The organism is Nostoc flagelliforme FACHB-838 (genome assembly GCF_014698065.1).
GTDB lineage: Bacteria > Cyanobacteriota > Cyanobacteriia > Cyanobacteriales > Nostocaceae > Nostoc > Nostoc flagelliforme_B.
In genome coordinates, this window is record NZ_JACJSI010000638.1 from 1 (window position 1) to 2,321 (window position 2,321).

The 2,321-nt window shown below is 42.2% G+C and carries 2 protein-coding genes; both read right to left on the reverse strand.

Translation table 11 applies throughout. From position 1 onward, the window contains the following. Positions 1-584 precede the first annotated feature (584 nt). A complete protein-coding gene (mobV, locus tag H6G97_RS50070) occupies positions 585-2,051 on the reverse strand; it encodes a MobV family relaxase (RefSeq protein WP_190947653.1) in 1,467 nt (488 codons plus the stop codon). After that, positions 2,032-2,321: transposase (locus H6G97_RS50075; RefSeq protein WP_190943137.1), on the reverse strand; the 290-nt coding region annotated here is incomplete at its 5' end. The genes mobV and H6G97_RS50075, both read right to left, overlap by 20 nt.

Genomic DNA, 2,321 nt, shown 5'->3' on the forward strand with positions numbered 1-2,321 from the left:
TATTGACATAGCTCACCCCTAGCTCATTATCAATTTCATTTTTTTCTTGACTGCCACATATCGTCATTCTTTTTGACTGCCACAAATTGGTAAACGCTAAAGAGTTCATCTGAAAAAACTTCGTATACGAACTAAAAACTTACCCCAATGGCAGAATTATGGCAAATTTATGGAAAGTCAAAAATTGGCTCCCATTATGGCATCTCAATGGCATTTGAATGGCATCTCAATGGCAAATGAATGGATTTTTGAAACCTCAATTCTCAACTAATTATCACTATTGAGAATTAGGGTTAAAACTGGCTCAATTATGGCATTTCAATGGCAAGGCTATGGCACACCAATGGCAAATCAATGGAAAATGCCAGAATTTCTGCATTTTTAAATGTTGTAGTGATATTATGCTCCAGCCAAAAATTAATATCATTTCCTGACGCACAGTACGCCATCTTTGGCGGAAAGTTTTTTTGAAAAAAAGTGAGGATCAAAGTGAATTCAAAATCACTTTCATCAAAAAGAAGTACCAAACAGCTACATTAATACTACAAAATTAACTGTACATTTCACTACTAGAACGTTGACTATTAAAGACTCAATTCATCATCCTGCTGTTGCTGCTGTTGCCTTAACTGTCGCCCATAATCAAGTAGCTGCTGATTCCAATCACTGGCTTTAGATTTTTTGATTTGGGATTGTGGCATTAGTTCTAATACACGCTGTGCTGCCGCATCAGAGCTTTTATCGTTACCAAACGCCACCACTATATTAGGAACTTTCTGCAATCGCTCAAGCGGTAAGCTCTTGATGTCATCAATAGCCATATAGACTGTTCGTTCGGGTGGAACATCGCCCCTGATCAGATATTCCAGCATGGCTCTTGAAATAGCATCAATGGGAGACTTACATAGAATCGCTCTTGAGGTTTTATCGTTAGCCTTTCCCCCCAAACTGAAGTAAAACCAGCTATCACTGCGCTTAGTGCCTTTAGAGTACCCCAAAAAGCTGTTGTTCTCCCCCCTAGTTCCTCGTAGGAATGCACCGTTACGTTGACCCTCAAGATTCCGCATGACAAAAACAGCGTTTTGTTTGTCATCAGCGTAGACTAGCCCCTGGCTATGAAGCATTTGCACACAATCAGAGGGAATGCCCCGAAATTGATTGAGGTAACGCTCAACGGCAGTCCAATTGCTTTTATCCTCAACAGGTGGGGTGAATTGGGGACGTGGTTCAGTCTGGATAATGTCAGCCGCCCTGTTCTTAACGTGAGCTAGAGCTGCACGTTCCACCGAGGCTTCCCCAAAACGCTCATGTAACCAGACAACCGCCTGCCGAAAATTGCACTGATTAACGTGCATCACCAAGTCAATCGCACCCCCTGATCCCTTTTGTTGATCGGGGGCAAAGTCGTAGAATTTGGGCCCATCTATATTAATGATGTGTCCGTGACCCCTCCAGCGTTGCTGATCATAATCTAGCCCCAACTCCCAGGCGACATCCTCTAAGTCCAAGTCGCGCAGTTGTTGAGTTTGCTGCTGCCAAAAAGCTACTTGTGCCTCTAATTCCTTGATGCGTCTGTCAAAGAGTTCATTTTCAAGCGCCAAAGCCTTGGCTGTAGCTTCCATCTGTTGTTTTTTGGCTTGCGCCCTATCCCGGTCAGCTGCTTTGGCTTGCAATTGCAACTGGGTGAGGCTGCTATCTGGTTCTATGCCAGCATTAACAACGCTGTAAAAGTCCTTGATTTCCTGGTGTTGCGCCCTACTGCCCTTAATGCCACGCTCTAACCCCAGATGTTCTGTAGCTTCTGAGTAGGAATCTTGAAACTCCCTCATCTTCTGACGACCGTCGAAAAAGTGCTTGGCCCTCAGTTGCCCCTTTTCATCAAGGGGGACAAAATAAGCGTGAATATGGGGTGTCGCTTCATCTAAATGTAATTCTGCCCTGACAATGCGCGAGCCGTATCTCGAATCTAACCATTGTTTGGATGCAGAAAGCCAGGAGTCAACTTTATCCTGCTCATAAGCTGTTCCACATTTAGTTTGCAATAGCAGCATTACCTTTATTTTTAATTTTTCTTCCCCATCTAATTATTAACTCTCCCTGATTTAACAACCTATTTAATAAGTTTTTCAGTTCCTCTACTGATTTAAATAGGCGATGAGATATGTATTCTTTCGCCGAATGCCATACAAGTTCGGCTAAATTCAAATCTGGGCTATACTCAGGCAGAAAATATAGTTGAATATTTGGTAAGTTTTTTTCAATCTCTGCCAATATAGTTTTCTTTTTATGGTAACTAGCGTTATCTAGAATTATCAAGATTT